17 protein-coding genes are annotated in these 22,711 nt (G+C 70.4%); 8 read left to right on the top strand and 9 right to left on the bottom strand.

The genetic code is table 11. The features are described from left to right. Positions 1 to 18 precede the first annotated feature (18 nt). Positions 19 to 1,179, bottom strand: a complete 1,161-nt coding sequence (locus tag ABT304_RS22420; RefSeq protein WP_350718585.1) for a ferredoxin reductase — start codon at positions 1,177 to 1,179, stop codon at positions 19 to 21. 71 nt (positions 1,180 to 1,250) lie between these two features. Between ABT304_RS22420 and ABT304_RS22415 the strand changes: the two genes are divergently transcribed. Then, the gene (locus tag ABT304_RS22415) at positions 1,251 to 2,432 is read left to right on the top strand and encodes a PucR family transcriptional regulator (RefSeq protein ID WP_160026557.1); all 1,182 of its coding nucleotides are present in this window, start codon (positions 1,251 to 1,253) and stop codon (positions 2,430 to 2,432) included. Here ABT304_RS22415 and ABT304_RS22410 read toward each other — a convergent pair. From ABT304_RS22410 to ABT304_RS22400, 3 genes are all read right to left on the bottom strand, one after another. Then, positions 2,413 to 2,832, bottom strand: coding sequence for a type II toxin-antitoxin system VapC family toxin (locus tag ABT304_RS22410; protein ID WP_350718583.1), 420 nt, complete (start codon positions 2,830 to 2,832; stop codon positions 2,413 to 2,415). The genes ABT304_RS22415 and ABT304_RS22410 overlap by 20 nt on opposite strands. After that, positions 2,832 to 3,101 carry a type II toxin-antitoxin system Phd/YefM family antitoxin gene (locus tag ABT304_RS22405; protein WP_350718581.1) on the bottom strand — a complete coding sequence of 90 codons (270 nt, stop codon included), beginning with the start codon at positions 3,099 to 3,101 and terminating at the stop codon, positions 2,832 to 2,834. The genes ABT304_RS22410 and ABT304_RS22405 overlap by 1 nt, the downstream gene beginning before the upstream one ends. Before the next feature lie 61 nt (positions 3,102 to 3,162). Then, positions 3,163 to 3,591: a VOC family protein gene (locus ABT304_RS22400; protein WP_350718580.1), complete on the bottom strand. Its 429-nt coding sequence runs from the start codon at positions 3,589 to 3,591 to the stop codon at positions 3,163 to 3,165. A gap of 104 nt (positions 3,592 to 3,695) precedes the next feature. Between ABT304_RS22400 and ABT304_RS22395 the strand changes: the two genes are divergently transcribed. The 3 genes from ABT304_RS22395 (at position 3,696) to ABT304_RS22385 (ending at position 6,083) form a co-directional block, all read left to right on the top strand. Continuing rightward, entirely contained in the window at positions 3,696 to 4,151 is a 456-nt protein-coding gene (locus ABT304_RS22395; protein ID WP_350718578.1) for a DUF4383 domain-containing protein, read from the top strand. A gap of 120 nt (positions 4,152 to 4,271) precedes the next feature. Further along, the gene (locus ABT304_RS22390) at positions 4,272 to 5,684 is read left to right on the top strand and encodes an FAD-dependent oxidoreductase (RefSeq protein ID WP_502890408.1); all 1,413 of its coding nucleotides are present in this window, start codon (positions 4,272 to 4,274) and stop codon (positions 5,682 to 5,684) included. Positions 5,685 to 5,717: 33 nt separating this feature from the next. Continuing rightward, positions 5,718 to 6,083 carry a PPOX class F420-dependent oxidoreductase gene (locus ABT304_RS22385; RefSeq protein WP_350718574.1) on the top strand — a complete coding sequence of 122 codons (366 nt, stop codon included), beginning with the start codon at positions 5,718 to 5,720 and terminating at the stop codon, positions 6,081 to 6,083. Between the two features lies 1 nt (position 6,084). Here ABT304_RS22385 and ABT304_RS22380 read toward each other — a convergent pair whose 3' ends face one another. The 4 genes from ABT304_RS22380 to ABT304_RS22365 are packed head-to-tail and all read right to left on the bottom strand — an operon-like array spanning position 6,085 to position 16,876. Further along, positions 6,085 to 8,322, bottom strand: coding sequence for a transglutaminase TgpA family protein (locus ABT304_RS22380; protein ID WP_350718572.1), 2,238 nt, complete (start codon positions 8,320 to 8,322; stop codon positions 6,085 to 6,087). Beyond that, positions 8,319 to 9,590: a DUF58 domain-containing protein gene (locus tag ABT304_RS22375; protein WP_350718570.1), complete on the bottom strand. Its 1,272-nt coding sequence runs from the start codon at positions 9,588 to 9,590 to the stop codon at positions 8,319 to 8,321. The genes ABT304_RS22380 and ABT304_RS22375 overlap by 4 nt, the downstream gene beginning before the upstream one ends. A 1-nt stretch (position 9,591) precedes the next feature. Then, a complete protein-coding gene (locus ABT304_RS22370) occupies positions 9,592 to 10,560 on the bottom strand; it encodes an AAA family ATPase (RefSeq protein WP_160026549.1) in 969 nt (322 codons plus the stop codon). A 10-nt stretch (positions 10,561 to 10,570) separates the two neighbouring features. Further along, complete coding sequence (locus ABT304_RS22365) at positions 10,571 to 16,876, bottom strand: Ig-like domain-containing protein (RefSeq protein ID WP_350718568.1); 6,306 nt, start codon at positions 16,874 to 16,876, stop codon at positions 10,571 to 10,573. A 231-nt stretch (positions 16,877 to 17,107) separates the two neighbouring features. Here ABT304_RS22365 and ABT304_RS22360 point away from each other — a divergent pair, with 231 nt between their 5' ends. Genes ABT304_RS22360 through galT form a run of 4 tightly spaced genes read left to right on the top strand, consistent with a single transcriptional unit; the run spans position 17,108 to position 21,916 of the window. Beyond that, positions 17,108 to 17,899: a PP2C family protein-serine/threonine phosphatase gene (locus ABT304_RS22360; RefSeq protein WP_160026547.1), complete on the top strand. Its 792-nt coding sequence runs from the start codon at positions 17,108 to 17,110 to the stop codon at positions 17,897 to 17,899. Beyond that, the gene (locus tag ABT304_RS22355) at positions 17,892 to 19,247 is read left to right on the top strand and encodes an FHA domain-containing protein (RefSeq protein ID WP_350718566.1); all 1,356 of its coding nucleotides are present in this window, start codon (positions 17,892 to 17,894) and stop codon (positions 19,245 to 19,247) included. Before ABT304_RS22360 ends, ABT304_RS22355 begins: the two co-directional genes overlap by 8 nt. Next, the gene (locus ABT304_RS22350) at positions 19,244 to 20,812 is read left to right on the top strand and encodes a serine/threonine-protein kinase (RefSeq protein WP_350718564.1); all 1,569 of its coding nucleotides are present in this window, start codon (positions 19,244 to 19,246) and stop codon (positions 20,810 to 20,812) included. The genes ABT304_RS22355 and ABT304_RS22350 overlap by 4 nt, the downstream gene beginning before the upstream one ends. A 24-nt stretch (positions 20,813 to 20,836) precedes the next feature. Beyond that, the gene (gene galT, locus ABT304_RS22345) at positions 20,837 to 21,916 is read left to right on the top strand and encodes a galactose-1-phosphate uridylyltransferase (protein WP_350718562.1); all 1,080 of its coding nucleotides are present in this window, start codon (positions 20,837 to 20,839) and stop codon (positions 21,914 to 21,916) included. Here galT and nagB read toward each other — a convergent pair. Beyond that, positions 21,913 to 22,710, bottom strand: coding sequence for a glucosamine-6-phosphate deaminase (gene nagB, locus ABT304_RS22340; protein WP_350718560.1), 798 nt, complete (start codon positions 22,708 to 22,710; stop codon positions 21,913 to 21,915). The two genes, galT and nagB, sit on opposite strands and share 4 nt — an antisense overlap. Position 22,711: the final 1 nt, after the last annotated feature.

The following is a 22,711-nucleotide window of genomic DNA, read 5'->3' as shown; positions in this document are numbered from 1 at the left end:
TGGTCGTTTGAGCTGGGCTCAAGAGGCAGGGTGGTCGATGACGCATTCGCCGGCGGCGGCGGAGATGCAGGTCTGGATGGGTACCCCGTCGGGGCCGGTCTCACCCGGGCGGGCGACGGTGAGCTCGCCGTTGCGGAGGTCGCGGACGGCGCCCTCCTTCATCGGCAGCACACAGCCGAAGCAGATGCCCATACGGCAACCGCTCGGCATGAGGACGCCGGCCTCTTCGGCGGCGTCGAGGATCGGCCTGTCACCAGGTGCGTCGACGGTCTTGCCGGTGAAGGCGACGGTGCCGCCCTCGCTGGTCACCACGGTGGCCAGACGGAACTGCTCGGTCTGGAGCGGCAGGCCCGCCTCGTCGTACCAGGCCTGGAGGTTGTCGAGGAGACCCGCGGGGCCGCAGGCGTACGCCTTGCGCTCCCTCAGGTCGGGGACGAGCTCGGTGAGGGTGTCGATGTCGATGCGGCCCTCGGTGCCGGTGTAGCGGGTGACGAGGCGGATCGCGCCGGCCTCGGCGAGGGACTCGAGGTTGCGGATGAAGATCGAGTCGGGGCGGCTCGGGGCGACATGGACGACGGTGACGTCGAGCCGCTGGTGCTCGACGACGCCCTCGTCGGTGACCGGGAAGAGGTTGCGCAGCATCCCGATGACCGGAGTCACGCCGGAGCCGGCGGTGACCATCAGGAACTTGTGGCCGCGCAGGTCGCTGGGCAGGACGAAGTCGCCGGCTGCCTGCTCGAGGTGGACGATCTTGCCGGGGCGCAGGCGGCGCACCAGGTGGCTGGAGACCTTGCCGTCGGGCACGGCCTTCACGGTGATCGAGATGAGGCCGTCCTTGCGGGGGCCGTGCGTCAGGGAGTAGGCGCGCCAGTGGCGTACGCCGTTGACGTCGACGCCCACGCGGACGTACTGACCCGGGGTGTGGCCCTTCCAGTCGGCTCCCGGCTTGATCTCGATGGTGGCCGCATCGGCGGTCTCCGGAGTGACCTTGACGACGCGTCCTCGCAGGTCAGCGCCGGGTCGGAGGGGGTTGAACATGTCCAGGTAGTCGGCCGGTGCCAGGGGCGTGGCGATCGTCTCGGCGACCTCCCACACCTTGCGGGAGAGCCTCTCCCGCAGCGCGGGTCGCCTGACCTCGCCCGGGGCGAACAGGGCGGGGGATGTAGAGATCTCAGCCATGTATCCATGGTGCTACTTATTCGAGGTAAACTCCTGTGTTAGCGACGTGAATCTGATAGGCGGATTTATACGTGACGAACAAAAGTTCCCGAGATGTGCCGGCTCTTTCGTCCTATGACGTCCATCTGACGCCCGAGGTCGTCGCCTCGATCCGTGCTGTGCTCCCCCAGGTCGGCGACGACGTGGTCGCCGCGATCATCGCCGAGGTGCCCCCCTACCAGGACGCGCTCTCGGGACACATGGGCGAGACCATCCGGAACGCGGTCGGCGTAGCACTGGGCGGATTCTTGTCGCTCGCCTCCGGGGCGGGCCTGGCCTCCGACGTGTCGGCCGCGACGCCGCCTGCGGTCCAGGGTGCCTATGACCTCGGCCGCGGCGAGGCGAGGAGCGGGCGGACGATGGAGGCCCTGCTGGCGGCGTATCGCATCGGCGCCCGGGTGGCCTGGCGAGAGCTCGCGAGCAAGGCCGTCGAAGGTGGTATGGAACCGGCGATGCTGGTGGAGTTCTCCGCACTGGTCTTCGCCTGGATCGACGAGATCTCGGAGGCCTCGGCGGCCGGGCACGCCGACGAGCGAGCCACGACCGGACGCGTACGCCGACAGCTGCGCGAGCGGCTCGCCCGCAAACTGCTGGCCGAGACGACCCCGGAGGAGCTCGACGACGCCGCGGTGCGGGCCGAGTGGACCCCGCCGAGCACGCTGACCGCCGTGCTCGTCCCCAACTCCCAGGTCGGCACCATTCTCGCCAAGGTCAACCAGGGCACCCTGGAGCACGACGACCTGCGCGATCTCGACGACCACACCCTGTTGCTGGTCCCCGACGCGCACGGACGCCGGCGCCGGGCGCTGATGAAGGCGCTGGAGGGCCGCCGGTCGATCGCCGGCCCGGCCAAGCCCTGGCGCGAGGCCCGGGTCTCGTACGAGCGTGCCCGCCGCGCCCACGACGCGGGCCTCGGCTCCGACACCGAGCAGCACCTGGTCGAGCTGGTCCTCTCCGCCGACGCCGATGCCCGCGAGGACCTGCGCGCCCAGGTCCTCGCCCCGTTGGCCGACCTGCGCCCCGCCACCGCCGAGAAGCTCACCGAGACTCTCCGCTCCTGGCTCCTCCACCAGGGCCGGCGCGACGAGGTCGCCGCCGATCTCTTCATCCACCCCCAGACCGTCCGTTATCGGATGGGGCAGCTGCGCGACGTGTACGGGGACCGGTTGGACGACCCGGCCATGCTCCTCGCCCTCACGGTCGCCCTGGGCTGACCACCTCGAAGCCGAGCTCTTCAGCGACCTGGGCCATCCGCTTGTCGTAGGTCACCACCTGCTCGACAGCCTCTTCTCCTTCGGCTTCATCAGCCAGCAGAAGCGCGGTGCCGAGATGGATGGCGTCGAGCGACTTGAGTGCCTGCTTGATGTCCTTCGCCGACTCGACGACTTCAGGAAGGATGCCCATGAAATGGACGTCTGAACAGACTCGTTCGACGTCAGCCGGATCAAGGTCCAACCGCACGCAGAGCCGAGCCAGCTCGATGTCGAGGAGGTCTGACGAGATCAGCCGATCGCCACGCTCCAGGACTTCGTCCAGGTGGTCCTCCAACGCCGGCCTGTCGGCATGGTTCAGCAGGATTCGACACAGCGCCGAGGTGTCGACGTAGACCAGCATCAGATGCTCTCCTCGCGCAGCTCTGCAAGGACCTCGTCCGGGTCCTCGTCCCGCGAAACGCCTTTCACGGACCTCCACCCCCCGCCAGTGCCCGTCGGCATGCGGACCTGACCGAGAGCCACCATCTGGTCGAACCTGCTCTTCGGAGCGGGCGAGATCACCGCGATCGGACGGCCGTGATCCGTGACGAGTAACGACTCGCCATTCTGGACGCGCCGCAGCACCCGGCCCGTCTGCTGGTTCAACTCCCCCACGCGAACTTCGCTCATACATTTACGCTAACTCGGCTCGTAGAACTTTTCTACAGAGTCGACCGGCGTTAAGGCGCCGCTAGCTTTCTGGCTGATCGAGGTAGAGACAGAAAGGGTGGCCCTCGGGGTCGAGCATGACGCGTACGTCGGCCTGGGGTTGGAATTCTGCGAGCTGCGCACCCAGGTCAACGGCGTCCTCGGCTGCCGCGGTCACGTCGGTGACTCCGATGTCCAGGTGGACCATCTGTTGCTGGGCTTCGGGCTCGCTCGGCCAGACCGGCCGCCGGTAGCGGCGGTCGAACGCGAAGGCGAGGTTGCTGTGAGTAGCGTTGCCTGACGGATCACGGATGAGGACGGTGGCGTACGTCGGTTCGGAGCTGCTGACCTCCCAGCCGAACAGGTCCGCATAGAACTTGGCAAGTGCGAGCGGGTCGGTGCAGGCGAGGTTGACACCGATCCATCCTGTGGTGCGGTGTCCCGAGCCTGTCGAAGGGTCGGCGATCGTCATGCCGCTCACGCTAGACCGGATTCCGGACGCAAGGCTTCCGATTAGCGGGAACCATACGGCCGTCAGGGGCTTGGGAGCACGGCAATCTGGGTACCGCGCCAGGCATGACTGACGCCACCACCTATCGGTCCATGACAGCAACGACGCTGCAGACCGCAGCGACGGTCGTGGCCGCAACGTTCCTGCTCGTCGGAGTGCTCGGGTTCATCCCGGGTGTCACCACCGACTATGACTCGATGACCTTCGCCGGCCACGAGTCCAACGCCCTGCTCCTCGGCATCTTCCAGGTGTCGATCCTGCACAACATCGTGCACCTCCTGTTCGGGATCGCCGGGCTCGTCCTGGCCACCTCGTGGCGCGGAGCCCGCGCCTACCTGATCGCCGGCGGGGCGATCTACATGGTCCTGCTGATCTACGGCGTGGCCGTCGACCACGGCAGCAGCGCGAACTTCGTACCCGTCAACAGCGCCGACAACTGGCTTCATCTGGCGCTGGGCGTGGGGATGCTGGCGCTCGGCCTGGGACTGGGACGAACAGCAGATCGACCCGGCGCACTCTGAATGGAACGCACGAGCGTGTGGCTGGCCACGGCCGAAAGGCCGCGGTCCGCCACCCCGGAAACGGGTCGGAAGGCTGATCTCGCGGTCGATGTGGCCGTGGTGGGTGGAGGCATCGTCGGAATGACGACCGCCCTCCTCGCACAGCGGCGCGGCCTCCAGGTCGCCGTGCTGGAGGCGGCGACCGTGGGTGGCGGCACCACGGGATACAGCACCGGAAAGGTGACCGCGCAGCACGGGCTGATCTACGCCGAGCTGGTCGAGCGGCACGGCGAGGACGACGCCCGGCTGTACGCCAGCGCGATGCGCGCCGGGGTCGAGCAGGTCGCCGATCTCGCCACGGAGCTGGAGATCAGCTGCGACCTGACCCGAGCGCCGGCGCTGGCCTATACCCGGCAGCCGGACCAGCGCTCCCGGATCGAGGACGAGGCGAGCGCCGCTGCTCGGCTCGGGCTCCCCGCCCGGGTGACCGACCGAACCGACCTGCCCTTCGATGTCGAGGCCGCGGTTGCGTTCGACGACCAGATCCACTTCCACCCCCGCAGATACCTGGCGGGCCTCGCCGACGCGTTCACCGCGGCCGGCGGGCAGCTACGCGAGGGACCGCGGATCATCGACATCGATGAGCAGAGCGACCGAACCGTCCAGCTCACCACCCACGCCGGGACGGTGGTGGCCGACAAGGTGGTCGTCGCTTCGCTGCTCCCGCCCGGCCTGCTCGGCGGCTACTTCGCGCGAACCAGACCCTCCCGCTCCTACGGGTTGGCGGTCCGCCTGCGCCACCCGGCGCCGACCAGCATGGCGATCGGCATCGACTCGCCCAGCCGCTCGACCCGGCCGTGGCTGGACCCCGGCCCGAACGGCCTGATCGTGGTCGGCAACGGCCACGAGACCGGTGCCGAGCCCGACACCGAGGCGATGTACGCCGACCTCGAGAGCTGGGCCCGCACCACCTTCGACGTCGAGGCGATCGACTACCGCTGGTCGTCGCAGGACTACTTCACCCCGGACCGGTTGCCCTACGTCGGCCACCCACCGACGAGCGAGATGATCCTGGTGGCCACCGGCTTCCAGAAGTGGGGCCTGAACAGCGGGACCGCTGCCGCGATGATGCTCGCCGATCTTCTCGCCGGCACCGACAACCCGTGGCTACCGGTGTTCGACGCCAGCCGGATCGGCGACGTCCGGAGCGTCGGCCGACTCATCAAGGACAATCTGAAGGTCGGCGAGGAGCTCGTCGCCGGCCGCCGCCAGGACCCCGAGGCCCGCCCCGTCTCCGAGCTGCAACCGGGCCAGGGCGGCCTGGTCGACCTCGACGGCGACACGGTCGGCGGCTACCGGGACCCGGCGGGCGCCTTGCACACGGTGAGCGCCAGGTGCAGCCACCTCGGCTGCCCCCTGCACTGGAACCAGGCCGAGACCAGCTGGGACTGCACCTGCCACGGCTCCCGGTTCTCCCCTGACGGCTCCGTCCTGGACGGGCCCGCCGTCAGACCGCTGGACCAACCCGGCACCCACGGTCCCGATCCGGCTTGACCTCAAGCCGACATGAGCACCGACGCTGGTGCCATGAAGTTCACCGACACGCAGCTCCGCTACCTCCGCACCCAGCCGCTGGGCAGGCTCGCGACCCTCGCCCCCGACGGCGGCCTGCAGAACAACCCCGTGGGGTTCACGATCGACGAGGAGCACCGGATCGTCATCGGCGGCTACGAGATGGGCCGGTCACGGAAGTTCCGGAACGTCCAGAAGTACGCCAAGGTGGCCTTCGTGGTCGACGATCTCGGGTCCACCGACCCGTGGAAGCCGCGAATGGTCGAGATCCGCGGCACCGCCGAGGCGCTCACGGACGTGGACCCGCCGATGCAGGGGACCTCACGCGAGGTCCTCCGGATCACGGCGGACTCGATCAGGGACTACGGACTCGGTGACTGACTCAGCGCTTCCGGAACAGTCGCGGCGGCACCAGCGAGAGCGGGTTGATCGCCGCCCGGATGCGCTGCCACCTCGTGCGTGAGTCGGACATCGATGATCGAAGCGTCCCGACCTGCTCCCAGAAGGCTGCGACCTCATCGTCCTGCGGCCCGGCTTCGCCGAACATGGTGGTGTCGGTGAGCAGCGCCAGCCCGGGCGCACCGTCCATGCCCGGCGACGCGGACAGCGCCGAGGCCTGCTCGCGGCGGGTGGCGCCGACGGGCACCCCCACCCCGAAGTCACGGGCGTGGTCGAGCGTCTCGCGCCAGCCACCGGAGAGACGGGCGACCGGAGTCCCGCGCGTCCGCCGTCGATGTCGCCGCCAGATCTTGGCGCCGATGATCGCCCCGCACAGGGCTGCGATGAGCAGCAGCGGGATGCCGACGTACGTGAAGACGGCGATCAGCCAGCCCGGCAGCGTGAACCCGTCGGGCCGGGAGTTGGCCTTCTGGTTGACAGACTCGTCCAGCGGGTCGCCGGAGGTCGCGGGCGGACGTACGGGCGCCGGCGGCGGGACGACCTTGCCGGTGACGAGCTCCTCGGGCTGAGGGGCGTTCTGCTCGGGCGGCTTCTCGGTGTTCATGAACTCGGACCAGTCCAGGGTGGCCCAGGACCCGTCCGACATCCGCAGCTCGACCCAGGCGTGCATGTCCTTGCCCTGGACGACGCCGTCGGAGCCGACGACGGCACCCAGGACCACCCGGGCCGGGACGCCGACCTGGTTGGCCAGGATCGCCATCAGCGCGGCGTACTGCTCGTCGTTGCCGGCGAGCTGGCCGCCCTTGGCGGTGAAGTCGGCGAGACGACGCAGGGAGTGGCCGGCCGGGTACTGCTGGTTGGGCGGCTCCCCGTCGGTGTAGGTGCCCTCCTCCTTCAGCTTCTCCGCCACCGCCAGAGCGTTGGTGATCGGCGAGTCACCACCACCGGCGTACTCGGCGGCGAGCGCCTGGAACTGGGCGGCCTCGTCGCCGATCGGCGACCCGCCCGACCAGGTCTCGCTCTTCTCCCCGACCTTCTCGTCGGCGACCGAGGCGGTGAAGGAGTATGAGTCGCCGGGCTTCAGCGCCGACGGCAGGACACCGGTGGACGTCGCCAGGTTGTAGCGGAACGAGTCGGCGTCGGGACCGTCGAACGAGATGTGCGTCAGCGCGGTCGGCAGCGGCACCCAGACGCCGCCGAAGTCCTCCCCGATCGTGATCGTGCCGCGCACCTGCTTGCCGTCGGCGAGCGGGTTGCGCAGCGTCGAGCTGATCTTCTGGAAGGTGTCGTCGGGACCTTCGGTCTCGCCGGAGTCGTTGGCCGCGCGCCAGACTGTGCCGTCGTACGAATCCATCGCGGCGACCCGGACCCGGGTGCCCTCGGGCAGGCCCGAGACGGTGAACAGGTCCTTCTCGTAGAGCCGGCGGTCGTCCTCGGGCGTCTGGTAGCCCTTGGTGTAGACGCGGAAGCCGGCCAGGGGCGACGGGTACTGGCCGACGTTGAAGGGCGGCTCGATCTCGCCGCGCAGCACGGTGCGCTCGGGCGCGAGACCCGGGAGCAGCGGCCCGGCGAGGAACGCCAGCCCGGCCGCGCCGAGGCACAGGCCGGCTCCGATCGCGGTCCGGGAGAGGCGTCGGCCGCCGGCGGCGAGGGCACGAGCCCGCATCCCGCGGATGCACAGCCAGGTGATCGCGATCGCTCCGAAGAGCGCTCCGAGCAGGGCGGTCTTGGACGGGTCCTGGACGCCGAGCAGGATCACGCCGGCCATCAGCGCGAATGCGACGAGCACCGGCGGCAGCGCCGCCTTCATCCGCACCGCCAGCGCGAAGCCGACGCAGCCGGCGACGAGACCGAGGATGTAGGGGATCGTCAGCAGCGCCCCGCCGTCGACCGGCGGCAGCGTGGTCAGCAGTCGCTTCCAGCCGTGCACGGAGTTGTCGGCGAGGGTGCCGATCGTGTCGGGGACCGGGAGGAACGAGAGGTCGCCGATGCCATGCAGCGCGACCGCGCCACCGAGCACGAAGAAGGCGGCCAGGAGCCCGACGGCCAGCACGACCACCGGCTGCCCGCGGCCGACGAAGGCGATGAGGATCCCGAGCAGCAGCCCGGCGACGCCGGCGACCAGGTAGGTCCAGCCGGCGTAGGTGTCGTCGAAGCCGAGGAAGGCGATGGTGCCGAGAAGGAACAGGAGGAGGGCGTCGACGGCGTGGTGCTTCTTCATCCGGACAACCCCTTCGACAGCACGATCGGCAGCTGGTCCAGGTCGGGCAGGGTGAGCATGGGCAGGTCGGCGACGGCCTTGAAGCCGGCGCGCTGCGAGGAGTCGACCCGTACGGCGACGGTGGTGGCATCGACCGAGAACTGGCCGGCCGCGCGCTGCAGCGCGACGAACTCCGGGTAGCGCCCGGTCACCAGCATCACCAGTGACGCGTCCGGCGCCTGCCGGGCCGCCTCGGCGGTGATCTCGATCAGGTTGGTCTGTTGCGGCTTCGCCCGGGAGCAGGCGTCCAGAGCCGTACGTCCTCCCCCGCTCGCGGCGGTGGCGCGCACCATCAGTACGTCGCCGGTCGCGAACGAGACGTCGAACTCGTCCAGGATCCCGCGGCGCAGCAGGGAGCCCGCGATCGACATCGCGGTCTCGTACTCGTCCTCGCTGTCGTAGGACATCGGCGAGGAGTCGACGATGACCACGATGTGGGAGCGGCGGGTGTCGAGGAACTGGCGCACGAGCAGCTGCCCGTGGCGTGCCGAGGAGCGCCAGTGGATGTGGCGCAGGTCGTCGCCGGGGACGTACTCACGCAGCGCGTGGAAGGCGAGGTCGCTCATCGAGGTGTTCTGTGCCGTGGATCCCTCGAGGTCACGGACCAGACCGACCCCGAAGGGCTCCAGGTGGGTGGTGCGCGGGTGGACGAACACCTCGGTGCGGTCGGTCCACTCCTGCACGCGCCGGAAGAGCCCGAGGGGGTCGCCGCGCACCGTCCGGACGGGACCGACGTCGATCACGCCGCGGCGCTGGGTCGGCACCACGAACAGCTCGGTGTGCTCGGCGCCGGGGAGCAGCATCGGCAGGTCGTACGTCACCCCGCCCGCTCCGATGGGGAACTCCAGGCTCGTCGAGACGAGCGGACCGCGCGCCTCGTTGCGGGCCCGCAGCTCGCCGGTCAGCGCCTGGCCCACGGCGACGCGCGGCGGCTCGACCACGGTCGCCACCGCGAGCCGGGTGCGTCCGATCATGAAGAAGGCCGCACCGATCACGAGGAACAGCGCAGCCATCGCCACCACGGCCGCCTCGATCCAGCCGAGCGCCGTCGCGGCGACCCAGGCCAGCGCGCCGAGGAGCAGCACACCCCAGCCGATCGAGGTCACCGTGCCGAACCACGGACGGACCCGGTCGGCGACGAACGAGTAGACCGAACCCGCCCCGGACGCTACCGGGGCGAGTCGTTTCCGCAGGTCAGCAACGGTGTTGCGGACACTGAGCCTGCTCATCTCAGGCGACACGCTCAGTGGGAGCCGGGACCGAGGTGAGCAGGTCGCCGATGACGTCCTCGACCGTGATGCCGTTGAACATCGCCTCGGGGTCGAGGATCAGGCGGTGGCAGAGCACCGGCTCGGCGAGCGACTTGACGTCGTCGGGCAGCACCTGGGAGCGGCCCTCGGCGAGCGCCCACACCTTGGCGGTGCGCACCAGGGCGAGGCAGCCACGCATGGAGGCTCCGAGGCGTACGTGCTTGTGGCGACGCGACTCGTCGACCAGTGCGGAGACGTAGGCGACGATCGCGGGGTCGATGTAGACCTGGTCGGCCATCTCGGCCATCTGGGTGACCGTCGGGGCGGTGATGATCGGGGTGACCAGGGTGGCGCGGTCACGGACCGAGGAGTTCATCAGCAGCTCGACGGTGGCGTTCTGGTCGGGGTAGCCGACCGACGTCTTCATCAGGAAGCGGTCCAGCTGCGCCTCGGGCAGCCGGTACGTCCCGGCCTGCTCGATCGGGTTCTGGGTCGCGATCACCATGAACGGCCGGCCGACCTCGCGGGTGGCGCCGTCGACGGTGACCCGGCCCTCCTCCATGACCTCCAGGAGCGCCGACTGGGTTTTCGGGGAGGCGCGGTTGATCTCGTCGGCCAGCACGATCGAGTGGAAGATCGGGCCCGGGTGGAACTCGAAGGCGCCCTTGCCCTGGTCGTAGACGGTCACACCGGTGACGTCGGACGGGAGCAGGTCCGGCGTGAACTGGATGCGGGCGTGCGACCCCTGGACCGTGTTGGCCAGCGCGCGGGCGAGCTGGGTCTTGCCCGTGCCGGGGTAGTCCTCGAGGAGCAGGTGGCCCTCGGAGAGCAGCGCGGTCAGCACCAGGCGGATCACGTTGCGCTTGCCCAGCACCGCCTTCTCGACGTTGTCGGCAAGCTTCTCGAAGGTCTCGTGGAACCAACGAGCCTGCTCGGTCGTGACGGTCATTTCTTCTCTCCTACCACGTAACGTTCTTCGAAAGAGTGGGTCGACCCGACGTCGAGCAGGTCACCCTGAACGGAGTGTTCGCGCCGACCCAGCCCCGGCCGCTGCCCGAGCCCTTGCCATTGCTCCCGATGGTCACGTTCCACCGCGAGGTCGTGGAGTTGGTGCTGCACTCCCAGGTCTTGCCCGGGAAGGCGAGGTCGGTGATCGTCGAGCCGACGTACCAGCAGGTGCCGCCACAGGCGACGTCCGGCTCCGGACACGATGCACCCGTGCACTCGCCGGCCTTGTTCACCTCGAGGATCGGGTCAGGCGGCGGATCGGTCCGCACCGTGACCGAGTCGGACTTGCTCGCCCGCGGCGAGTCGCTGATGGTCACGGTGTAGGTGTAGGACGTGTCCCAGTTCGGCGCGGTGTCCGTGCCCGAGCGGCTGCCCGCGCCGGTGCCTGTGCCGAACTGCGCGACCTCGGTTCCACCACGCTTGACGGTGACGGTCGCGGCCTTGCCGTTGGGGTCGTAGCTGACCCGCCAGTTGACCTTGTTTCCGTCGACGCTCGCCGAGATCGACGGCGTGCCCAGCGGACCGTAGGTGGTCACGTTCTTCGATGACGGGGCGCCGCAGGAGTCGCCGGCGCCGGTGCCACCGGAGGAGTCGTTGCAGGCGCGCAGCTGGACGGTCGTCGAGGTGCCGTTCGTGAAGCCGGTGATCGTCTTGGTCTGCTGACCGGCGCCCTCGGGCGGGTAGGTCCAGCTGCCGCAGGAGGAGCCGTTGCGCACGCACTCGACCCGGTTGGTCTTGCCGTGCGAGGCGCGCGGCGTGAAGACGATCTCGGCCGTGCCGTTGGCCCCGGTCGGGGTCGCGCTCGCGAACGAGACCGCGTCGGGTGTCGCGGCCGCCTCGACCTTGCCGCCGGCGGAGTAGCTGGAGATGTGCGCCTCCGGCGAACCACCGGCAGTGGTCTCGCGCGGCGAGGTCGCCTCGGCGTTGCGGGCCCTGACGGCGTACGTGTAGATCGTGCCGTCGTTGGCCACGTCGTCGCGGCAGCTGGTCTCCGTCACCCAGGAGCAGACGATCTTCTCGCCGGTGCCGCCGGTGCGGCGTACCTCATAGGTGACCGGGGCGGGGCCGTTGGCCGCGACCGGGCTCCACGAGACCGTCACGGCCTTGCCGGAGTTGTTGGCCGTGTTGGCCCACTCGAAGGTCGGGGTCGCCGGGGTGTCCGGCTTGCCGGCACCCATCCCCTCGACGGTCGCCGTCGGGCCCTTGTTGGTCTTGACGCCCTTGTCGTTGAGCGGCACCACCGTGAACTGGACCGGATCGCCGTTGGAGCTGACCGCCGCCGCGTAGGTCGTCTGACCTGCGGAGATGTCCTTGATGCCGCCGCCGGGCCAGCTGATCCGGTACTTCTGCACGTCCGAGCAGTCGCACGGCGCCGGCTTGCTCCAGCTCAGCTCGACCTGGTGGTCACGCTGGCGGGTGACGCGAAGGTTCTGCACCGGACCGGTGTAGGCGTCGGGCTCACCCTCGGCCGAGTTGCTCCACTCCCGGCTCGGGCCGACGGAGTTCACCGCGCGCACCCGGAAGTCGTAGACGACGCCGTTCTTCAGGCCGGTGATCCGGCACGAGGTCGACGGGCAGTCCTGGACGTGGTCGCCGTTGGCCTCCACCTCGTAGCGCTGGATCGGGTCGTCGCCGTTGTCCTTCGGCGCGTTCCACGACAGCGCGACCACGTTGGAGAGGAAGTCGGATGTCGTACGCAGCCCCGTCGGCGCGCCGGGGACGTCGATGACGTCCACCTCGATGACGCCGGTGGCCTTGACCCGCTTGGAGTCCTTGCCGGAGTCGCTGACCTCGATCGCGTAGCGGTAGTGGCCGTGGCCCTCCTCGGGCGTGTTGAAGGTGATCTTCGAGCCGCTGGCCTTGCCCATGTCGGGCGAGTCGCCGTCGACCGGGTCGAGCTTGGTGACCACGATCTCCTGCGACTCCGACGGCACCGGTGTCTGCAGATAGTCGGCCAGGTCGATGGCGACCGTCTTCCCCGCCTCGGTCTGCAGCGGCTTGATCGGAGAGAGCGACGGGGCCGGCAGCGCGATGACGGTGACCAGGAGCTGTCCGGTCGCGTCCGTGCCCTCGACGCCGATCTCCAGGGCGCCCTGGGCGCCGGCGTCGGCGTGCTCGGCGGTGAGCCGCAGGCCACCGTCCTCGGGCTTGACCTCGACCCCGTCGAGCCCGTCGCCGACCTCGGCGGTGAAGTCGAGGTCGTCGGCGTCGCCCGGGTCGGCGGTCCACACGTGGCAGATGGCGGCGATGTCGACCAGTGCGCCGTTGCCGCTCTCCGGGACCTCGACCGGGGTGCTCGGACAGTTGATCTCCGGCTCCTCCTTGCCGATCTGGACCGGCAGCGAGATCACCGAGAGGTGGGCGTCGGCGGAGGTGATCTTCTCGCGGTCGGCGACCTCGAACGTGAGGGTCGCCGGACCCTTGGTCTCACCGGCGGTGACCTTCACGGTCGTCGCGGTGGTGTCGCCGGTGTTGAGCATGCCCTCGGGAGCGGCCACGATCTTGTCGGTCGTGGTCAGCACGACCGGGTCGCCCTCGGGGTCCTCGACGTAGTCGGTGATGTCGACGTTCTTCGTCTCGCCCGGGTTGAGCTGGAGCTCGGAGCCCGGCTTCAGGTAGGGGGCGTCCTTGGGACGCGCGGGGACGTAGATCGAGCCGACCGCCTGGGCGCCGTCGGGGTCGGTGACCCGGTAGGTCCACACCCGGGTGTTGTCGCCGACCGGCAGCGTGACCTTGCCGTCGTCGATCTTCGGCTTGGACTCGTCCTCGCCGACCGACGGACCCTTGACCGCGTCGACGGTCAGGTCCTCGAGCGAGTCGTCGATGTCGGTCACCTTGGTCATCACGTCGACGGTGGTGGTCGACGAGTCGCCCTCGGGATGGGCGACCACGATCCCCGCCATCGGCGGGTTGTCGTAGCCCTCCTGATAGCGGATCGCGAGCTCGCCGGTGTCCTCGTGGAGACCCGTGGTGGCGCGGTAGGGAACGTGCTGGAACGGCTCCCCGGAACCACCCTGGACGGTGACGATGCCGTCGGAGCGCTGCTTGACGTTGGAGCCCTCGGTCGCGTCGGTCGAGGCCAGGTGCAGCTCGGTCCCCGGCGTACGCAGGTCGTTGGCGAGCACGTCGTAGGTCAGCTTCTTGGCGGGGTCGAGCGTGACCAGGTCATCGACGGCGACCGGCCGCTGGGGCGCGCCGGGCGCCACGACGGCGACCCGCACGGTGCCGGTCGCGACCGCACCGAACGGGTCGCTGACCTCGTAGGTGAACTCGTCGGTGCCGGCGGCGTTGGGGAAGGCCTGGTAGGTGATCGTGTTGGCGCCGTGGGCCAGGACGCGGCCGTAGGAGGGCGCGCTGTTGATCCTGGTCACCGAGACCGAGTCGCCGTCGGGGTCGGTGCCTACCGTGGGCAGCCGCAGCGTGACCTCGTCGCCCTGGACCACCCGCGACTCCAGCGCCTTCGGCGCGGGCGCGGAGTTGTCCGCCTTCTTCTTCGGCAGCGGCTTGACGTGGATGCGGATGTTGCCCGAGGAGTGCTCCGCAGAAGGGTCGCCGGTGTTCTGCACGACGTAGCGGACATCGACGTCGACCGGCCCCTTCACGTCGTCGGGGGCGACGTAGCGGACCCGGTTGCCGTCGATGTAGGCCTCGCCGACCGTGGGCTGGCCCAGCACCTGCAGCTGGCCCTTGGTCTCGATGGTCTGGTCGACGACCAGACCGACCGGGTCACCCGAGGGCGTCGAGTCGTTGTCGAGGACCGGGATCGAGACGGAGTCGGCGGCCCGGACCGTGGCCTCGTCGTCGACCGCCTCGGGGGCGTTCTCGGCGCCGCGCAGCGCCGGTCGCTGGCTCACCGTCACCGATCCCTCGGCCTCGGCCGCGCCGTTGCTGATCGTGTAGCGGATCGCCTGGGTGGACGGGTCCATGTCGGGCTTGGACGCCTGGATCCGCAGCCAGCGCCCGTCGAGCACGGCGACCGTCAGGTCGCTGTCGCCGACCGGCTCGGCATGGGTCACGGCGAGGAGCCGGCCCCGGGAGTCGTAGTCGTTGGCCAGGACGTCGAGGGTGCGGGTCGAGGTGCCGAGGACGGCGGTCGTGTCGGGGGTCGCGATCGGCTCGTCCGCCGCCTGGGAGGCGGGTTTGACGTCGACGCGAATCTTCGCCGCGGCGGGTTTCGCCGCCCCGAAACCGGCGTTGTAGCTGAGCTGGTAGGTGCCCGGCGAGCTTCCTCTGGCCCGCACCACGCCGGTCTCCCGGTCGGTGCTCACCTCGAGGCCGCCCTTGGGCGGAACGTCGCCGGCGAGGGTGAGGGTCGCGTCGAGGTTGGACGGATCGGCGCCGGGGATGTCGTTGTCGAGCGGGCGGATCGTCACCCAGGAGCCCTGGGTGCCCTCGGCGACGTCGTCCTTCGGCTCCGGGGAGGCGGTGGTCGCCCCGGCGACGATGTTGATCCGCACCTTGTCCTTCGACGGCTTGCCGCCAGTGCTGACCTGGTAGCCGAGGTTCTCGCTGCCCGAGGCGTCCGCGGCAGCGGTGTAGCGCAGCAGCCCGTCGGGGGTCACGCTGGCCTTGCCCTTGGACGCGGTCGGGGACTGGGCGGTGACCGGGTCGCCGTAGCGCTCGTCGCGCCAGTCGCCGACGACCGGGATCTCCACGGTGCCGCCGGCCGCGACGGTGTAGTCGGTCGGCGTGTAGTGCTCACGCAGCGTCGGCTTGCCGGTGCCGCCCGAGCCCTCGATGCTGAGCTCGACGCTGGCGTCGTCCTGACCGGCCTTGCCCTTCATCCCGTCGTCGACCGTGTATTTGAAGCTGGTCTTCTTCCCCTGCGCCGACTCGGGGGCGGTCACCAGGACCGACTGCCGGTCGGGGGCGATGGTGGCCTCGACGCCCTTGACGGAGGCCTCGCCGACCGAGACGACACTCAGGATCGAGTCCTTGGCCGAGGAGTCGTTGTCGAGGACGTGCAGGACCGTGGTGCGTCCGGCCCGGGCACCGAGCTGGTCGTCCTTGGCCTTCGGCGCCTGGGCGGCCTTGGTCTGCTGCTGCTGCTTGTCCTTCTTCTGGTTCTGCTTCTGGGTCTGCGGCTGGAACGCCTCCCAGTTGGAGATCTTCTTGATGTCGGCGCCGTCGATCTCCCAGACATCACCGTTGCGCAGGTCGTTGAGCACCAGCTGGCCACGGTTGACCCGGAACTCCAGCTCGGCGGCCGGGCCGAGCGTCGGGATCTCGCCCAGGATCGGCTCGCCCTCGCCGCACTGGGTCACCACCGAGCCGGTCGAGCCGTTGGCCCAGGCACCGAAGATGCAGTCGCCGAGACGTACGGGGGCCGCCGGGTCGCCGGCGGACTCGGCGATACGGCGGATCTCACCCTTGCGCAGGTCGACGGCCTTGAGGCCCTCCCCGTCACCGACGAGGACGTCCTTGGCCTTGACGGAGGGCTGCTGGAGGACCGCGCTCTCCGCGGTGTCACCGAAGTCGACGGCGATGTCGGAGCCCTTGGAGGCGCCGAGCAGCCAGCCGGCCTGGTCAAGGGTGATGACGTCGTCACCGACGACGGTCGCCGAGGTCGGTGTCTCCGCGTACTCCGGAGCCTTCGGGAGCTTGGTCTCCTCGGGGTCGGCGAACCGCTCGCCGTCCGGGGCGAAGGCGGTCAGCGTCCGCTTGGCGGCCGAGACGGCGTACGCGGTCCCGTCGGTGCCGATGGTGAGCACCGCGTCGGCGCCGACCGTCTCGGTGGGCTTGGTGGAGCCGGAGAGGTCGGAGAGGTCGCCGACGCCGGCGGTCGGGTCGACGGAGGTGAGCCAGACCTTGCCGGTCTTCTGCTCGGCGACGCCGATGGTGTTGCCACCCATCACCACGCGACTGTCCTTCACGGTCACCGCGTCGTCGTCGATGCCCTCGGCGAGCTTGGTGTTGACCGGCGTGATGGTGCGGGCGTCGCGGTCGACGGAGGCCACCGCGATGCCGTTCTGCACCACGTCGAGGCCGGCACGCTCGGACCTCAACCCGGTCTCGTTGCCCGCCCAGACGACACCGTCGAGCTGGGCGACGGGGCGGTTCTGGCGGCCCAGGGTGCCCCAGGACTGGTTGGTCACCCAGATGCCGCCGTCGTCGAGATCGGCCTTGTGCACGGGGTAGCCCGTCGACTGGATCGCATAGACGGTCAACCCGCTCGCAACGACGGCAAGAGCTGCCCAGGACGCAATGGAGGTCCGATGACGCCGCATCCACCCGGGCGCCATCCCGAAACGTGCCACCAAGACTCTCCCCAAGTCCTTCCATGCCAAATGGCCAGCCGACGCGAAAAGCCTGGCTTACTCTAGGCGCGCCTCAGGGTAAGAAGCCACACGAACTAGCCAAACGTGGCACACGGCTCAGTGAACACGCTCACCGATACCGTACGGGATGTTCTAAAGTGTCCGCTTCCAGCACCACTATTTCGCATCCTGCCTGGGATGTCTCGATACATGGCTCCGCAAAGGAACAGCATGACCGCTTACCCAGCCCTGCGTGCCGCGGGGGCGACTGATGTCGGCCGGGTCCGCGAGGTGAACGAGGACTCGTTCGTCATGCTGCCCGCGGTGGCCGTCGTCGCCGACGGGATGGGCGGTCATGCCAGTGGCGACGTCGCCAGCGCTCTCGCGGTGGAGACCTTCCAGAGCCGCTTCGCGACCATCTGCCCGGTTCCCGAGGACATCCAGGACGCCGTCCACGCCGCCAACTCCGCGATCACCTCGGAGGCGGCTCGCAACTCCGAGAAGCAGGGCATGGGTACGACCTTGACCGGCGTGGCGCTCGTCGAGTTCGAGGGCGCTCCCCATTGGCTGGTGTTCAACGTCGGCGACTCGCGCGTCTACCGGCTCTCGCCGGCCGGCGTCACGCAGGTGACGATCGACCATTCCGAGGTCGCGGCCATGGTCGAGGCGGGCATGATCACCGCCGCGGAGGCCCGCGTCCACCCGCTGCGCAACGTCATCACCCGGTCGCTCGGCACCTACCCGTCTCCCGAGGCCGACACCTGGCTGATGACCGTGGCGCCGGACGACATCTTCCTGCTCTGCTCCGACGGCCTCACCGGCGAGCTCGAGGACCACGAGATCCATGAGATCGCGTCCAAGACGCTCGGTGTCGGCGGAAGCATCGACAACCTGGCTCAGAGGCTGGTGGACGCTGCGGTTGCTTCGGGTGGGCGCGACAATGTCACTGTGGTACTCGTGACACCCCCGCCCTCGCTCTTCGCCGTCCCGACGGAAGTCGACGCCTCCTCGTCCCATGAGTGATACCGCTACCTACTGTGCTGGGCACTGGCTCGCGTTGAAGGGCGACCAGTGCTGGGCGCTCGTCCAGCTCGGGCCCGGTGACCCGCGGGTCACCGGTGTCCAGGCAGCGCTGGCCGACCCCCACCCGGTCGACGCGATCGCCGGTCTGCTCTCCGCCGACGGGCCACGCGCCCCCGGCTTCGCGCTGGTCGGGCGCGAGGGCCCACGGGTGCGGTACGCCGTACGCTCCCCCGCCAAGGTGACCGCCGTCGTCAACGAGGTGCCGGTCTTCATCGACGGCATCGACGTCGCCGGCAGGTGGGCCGACGGCCACTTCGCCGCCGTCCCCGAGCGGGCCGAGCTCGCCAACGGGGCCTGGGGCGGGATGGAGGAGGACCAGCCGCTGGTCGACACCGCCCACGCCCGCTCGCTGGACGTCGTCTTCGACCCCAACTTCTATGTCCAGGTGCAGCAGCACGTCGACTCGACCATGGCGCCGCCGCTGGACCACACCATCCGGCGCTCGGACCTGGCCGCCGCTCCGCCGCCCGCCGCGCCTCCTTCGGCGATGCCGAGCGCCCCGTCGTTCCAGAGTCCTCCCCCGTCGCCTGTGCCGCCGCCACCGGTGGCGCCGTCCCAGCCCGCGCCCGAGTCCAAGAAGGGCATCATCGACGGGCTTCCGTGGCGGAAGAAGGGCGCCAAGAAGCCCGACCCGAACGCGTGGGGTCCGCCGGACCGGCAGCCCTCACCTCCGCCCGCGACGCCGCCCGCGCCGCGGCCCACCGCGCCTCCTCCGCCGATGCCCGCGCCGGCGCCGGCGCCGTCGCCCACCCCGCCCAACGACATGGCGACCCGGGTCCGCGACGTCGCGACGCCGACCCCGGTGCCCCCGGCGGGCGGGCCGACCGTGTGGGCGGTCTACTGCCCGCAGGGCCACGCCTCGCCGCCCTACTCCCCGACCTGCCGCATCTGCCGGATGGCGCTGCCGCCGCACCAGCAGCCGGTCTCGGTCCCGCGCCCCGCGCTGGGCCAGCTCAAGCTGGGCGACGGCCGAGTCGTCATCCTGGACCGAGGTGCCGTCTTCGGGCGGTCGCCGCGCGCCGATGCCAGTGGCAACACGGGGGCTGGTGGCGTACCTCCGCATCTGGTGAAGGTGATGCTGCCCGACATCAGCCGTCTGCACACCGAGGTGCGCCTGGAGGAGTGGCAGGTGCTCGTCCGCGACCTCGGCTCCGCCAACGGGTCCTACCTGACCCTGCCCGGCGGGCGTCCGCAGCAGATGCGGCCGATGGAGGAGTACGCCCTGGAGCCCGGCGCCGTGGTGAGCCTCGCCGGCTCCATCAACCTGACGTACGAGGTCTTCGGGTGACCCAGACACCACACCCCGAGCTCGGTCCCGAGCTGCCGGGGATGACCTGCCTGGGCCGGCTCGGCTCGGGCGGCTTCGCCGACGTCTACCTCTATGAGCGCCACCACCCGAAGGTCCGGGTCGCGGTGAAGCTGATGCGGTCCTCCGACCTCGCCGAGGCGCAGCGGGCGCAGTTCGCCGCGGAGGCGGCGGTGATGGCCGAGCTGGCCGAGCACCCGTTCATCGTGCCGGTGCACAGTGCCGGCGAGACGCCGGACGGCCGCCCCTACCTGGTGATGGGCTACTACCCCAACGCCGACCTCGGTGCCCGCGTACGCAACAACCCGATGAAGGTGCAGGACGCGCTGCGCTTCGGGATCCAGATGGCCTCGGCCGTCGAGACCGCACACCGCGCCGGGATCATCCACCGCGACATCAAGCCGTCCAACATCCTGCTCTCCCGCTACGACGTGCCCGGCCTGGCCGACTTCGGTATCGCCGGCCGGCCGCGCGACGACGAGGGCGATATCGGGGTCTCGCTGCCGTGGTCGCCGCCCGAGGTCCTCACCTCGGCGTCCAACGGTTCGGTCGCCTCCGACGTCTACTCGCTGGCCGCGACCGTCTGGCACCTGCTCGTGGGCCGCTCGCCGTTCGCGGAGCGGGGCAACAACTCCGACCGCGCGGTCTTCTCCCGCATCCTGCACACCGCGCCGCCGGCGACCGGGCGCCCGGACGTGCCGCCCTCGCTCGACCGCGTCCTCCAGCAGGCGATGGCGAAGGACCCGGCCTACCGGCCGAGGACGGTCCTCGACCTGGCCCGGCACTTCCAGCGGATCGAGCAGGAACTGCGGCTGGGACGCACCGAGGTGCAGGTCCTCGACCGCGATGCCGGCGGCAGCGGGTCGTTCCCGGTCGTTCCCGGCATTCCGGCCGCGCGGGGTGAGGGTCCGACCACGGGCTCGGGCCGTTCGCGTCTCCCCTCCCCGCCCTCCGACCCGGAGATGGAGAAGGCCACCGAGCTCAAGCCGCCGTCCCAGGTGATCGCGCAGGCGCCGATCACCCAGCCGCCGGCCTCGCTCGCGTCGGCGCCGGTGGCGGATGCCGGCTCGGCCTCGGCCGACCGCACCCGGTTCAGCTACCCGCGTACGGAGGAAGGCCCCTCGGTCCTCACCGGCGCGCGCCCGTCGGAGAGCCGCAGCAAGACCCCGGCGATCATCGGCGTCGTCGTCCTCTTCCTCATCGCCGCCGCCATCGGCATCGTGCTCTCCCGCGGCGGCGAGGACGAGAAGCCCGACGAGGTCCCGCCCCCACCCGTCGAGACCGACCTCCCCGGTGTCACCGGCCCGGCCGCCCCGGGCAAGGTCAAGGGCACGCTCAAGGGCAACCGCGCCGTCTTCACCTGGTCCGGCGTGCCCGGAGCGACCGGCTACAAGTGGGTCGGCGACAACTCCACCAGCGGCAACGTGGACCGGCCCAAGGCGGTCGTACGCCTCGACGGCGCCACCAAGGTCTGCATCCAGGTCCGCTCCCTCGGGGAGAACGGCAACGTCTCCCAGGGCGCAGCCCAGGCCTGCGTCAGCAAGTAGCCCGGCGCAGGCGATACTGGGCGCATGCCGAACACCCCTGTGGCCACGTCAGCGAAGCTGGCGGACGGACGCGAGATCTGGTTCTTCGACGAGCAGCCGACGCTGCGGTCGGTGCACGACGAGCGGCCGCTGGAGCCGCGGGCGGGCGGGTCGCAGCTGCGCTGGGATCGGCTGACCGCGACCTGGACGGCGGTGGCGGGGCACCGGCAGACGCGTACGTTCAAGCCACCCTCGGACGAGTGCCCACTGTGCCCGTCGGTCGATGGGCGGCTGACCGAGATCCCGGCCGAGAGCTACGACGTCGTCGCCTTCGAGAACCGGTTCCCGGCGCTCTCGACGGTCGCGGTCGGCGAGGCGACCGGGGAGCCGTTCGTCTCCCAGCCGGGGCGTGGCCGGTGCGAGGTCGTCTGCTTCACCAGCGACCACGAGCAGAGCTTCGTGGACCTTCCTCCCGAGCGGGTGCGGACGGTGCTCGCTGCGCTCGCGCACCGCACCGAGCAGCTGACGGCGATGCCGGAGGTGGCGTACGTCTTCTGCTTCGAGAACCGCGGCGAGGAGATCGGGGTGACGTTGCAGCACCCGCACGGGCAGATCTACGCCATGCCGGTGCTGCCGCCGCGGATCGAGTCCCTGGTGAACGCCGCCGACGCCCATCGCGAGGCGACCGGCGAGTGCCTGCAGTGCGCGGTGCTCGCCGACGAGATCGCCGACGGTTCGCGGATCGTGGCCGAGAACGGGACGTTCGTGGCGTACGTGCCCTATGCCGGCCGCTGGCCCTACGAGATCCGTGTCGTGCCGCGGCGCCACGTGGGCTCGCTACCTGGGCTGACCGCCGACGAGATGGACGACCTCGCCGCGCTCTACCAGGAGTGCCTGCGGCGGATGGACGGGCTCGACGACGCCGGCCCGGTGCCCTACATCGCCGGCTGGCAGCAGGCTCCGACCGGACGCGAGGACACCTGGCACCTGGCCGCCGAGATCTTCACCATCCGGCGGGCTCCGGGGCGGCTGAAGTACCTGGCCGGCATCGAGTCCGGCGTGGCGCTCTGGGTCAACGACATCCCGCCGGAGACCGCCGCCGAGCGGCTCCGCGACGCTCTCTAGAGCCCCTGCCAGTCCGGCTTCCCGGCGTAGACCTCGCGGTAGTAGTCGCGGCGTACGAGCCGGGAGGCCGCGGCCTCGTCGAGGAGGACCGAGACGTGGCCGTGGAGCTGCAGGACCGACGCCGGGCAGGTCGCCGAGAGCGGGCCCTCGACCGCGGCGGCGACCGCCTCGGCCTTGCCCTCGCCGGTGGCGAGGAGGAGCAGGTGGCCGGCTCGGGTGATGGTGCCCAGGCCCTGGGTGAGTACGTGGTGCGGCACCGCTTCGGGTGAGCCGAAGAAGCGCGCGTTGTCCTTGCGTGTCGTCGCGGTGAGGGTCTTGATCCGGGTCAGCGAGGCCAGCGACGAGCCGGGCTCGTTGAAGGCCAGGTGGCCGTCGGAGCCGATGCCGAGGATCTGCACCTCGATCCCGCCCGCGGCCACGATCGCCGCCTCGTAGCGCTCCCCGGCCGTCGGCAGCGTCTCCTCGGTCGGGTCGGGTCCGTGGACCCGCTCCGGCGGGATGCCGATCGCGTCGGTGAACTCGCGCCGGATGGTCGCCAGATAGGACTGCTCGTGCCCGTCGGGCAGGCCCACGTACTCGTCCAGGTTGAACGTCTCCACACCCTCGTAGGACGGCCCGCGACCGTCCCGGGCGCGCCGGATGAGCTCCTCGTACGTCGCCAGCGGCGTCGAGCCGGTGGCCAGCCCGAGCACCGCGGGGGTGCCGGCGGCCGCCCGGCGGCGTACGACGTCTTCGATCGTGTCCGCGGCGAGGGATCCGACCTCGGCGGGGGTGTCGAGGACAACTACTTCCATG

It is taken from the genome of Nocardioides sp. NPDC000445 (assembly GCF_040300245.1).
Classification (GTDB): domain Bacteria; phylum Actinomycetota; class Actinomycetes; order Propionibacteriales; family Nocardioidaceae; genus Nocardioides.
This window is presented reverse-complemented; position numbering and strand designations above follow the sequence as displayed.